The sequence below is a fragment of the Amaricoccus solimangrovi genome (assembly GCF_006385685.1).
Classification (GTDB): domain Bacteria; phylum Pseudomonadota; class Alphaproteobacteria; order Rhodobacterales; family Rhodobacteraceae; genus Amaricoccus; species Amaricoccus solimangrovi.
The window spans coordinates 1-867 of sequence record NZ_VFRP01000117.1 but is presented as its reverse complement, the minus strand read 5'-3'; the positions used below and the strand labels follow the sequence as shown (position 1 = coordinate 867).

General features: G+C 68.9%; 1 protein-coding gene. It reads left to right on the top strand.

The annotated features are described in order from the left end of the window. The coding region (locus FJM51_RS23520) for a GMC family oxidoreductase (protein WP_233713257.1) at positions 1-700 on the top strand (700 nt) is incomplete at its 5' end. Between the last annotated feature and the right edge of the window lie 167 nt (positions 701-867).

Here is an 867-nt window from a genome sequence, read left to right as displayed (position 1 = left end):
CTACAAGGTCGCGGGCGCGCTCACCCTCAACGCCCTCGCCGGCAACCTGATCGGCAAGGCGCGGATCGGGCTCGAATACGCGCTCCGGCGCTCCGGGCCGATGAGCATGGCGCCGAGTCAGCTTGGCGCCTTCACCCGCTCCGATCCGTCGCGTCCCTATGCCAACCTCGAATACCATGTCCAGCCACTGAGCCTCGACGCCTTCGGCGAGGGGCTGCACCGCTTCCCGGCGATCACCGCGAGCGTCTGCAACCTCAACCCGACGAGCCGGGGCAATGTGCGGCTGCGCTCGAACCGTTTCGACGACGCCCCGGCAATCGCGCCGCGCTATCTCTCGACCGACGAGGACCGCTCGATCGCGGCGGAGAGCCTCCGGCAGGTGCGGCGGATCCTCGCGCAGCCGGCGCTCGCGAAGTACCGGCCCGAGGAGTGGAAGCCCGGGGTCCAGTTCCAGAGCGACGAGGAACTGGCCAAGCTCGCCGGCGACATCGCGAACACCATCTTCCACCCGGTCGGCACCGCGAAGATGGGCCGGGAGGATGATCCGGACGCGGTGGTCGACACGCGTCTGCGGGTGCGCGGGATCGGCGGGTTGCGGGTGGTCGACGCGAGCATCATGCCGGAGATCACCAGCGGCAACACCAATGCGCCGACGCTGATGATCGCGGAGAAGGCGTCGCGCTGGATCCTGCGCGGCTGACCCCCGGCGCCCGTCGCCGGGCGCGGCATCTTCCAGACAAACTCCAATCAATGACAACGACGCGGTGATCTCACCGCGCGAGGAGGAACACAATTGGCCCATCAAGAGATCGGCGATGACCGCCTGGACTGGCGCGTCTTCGCGCCCTCGCTGGCGGTCATCGCCGC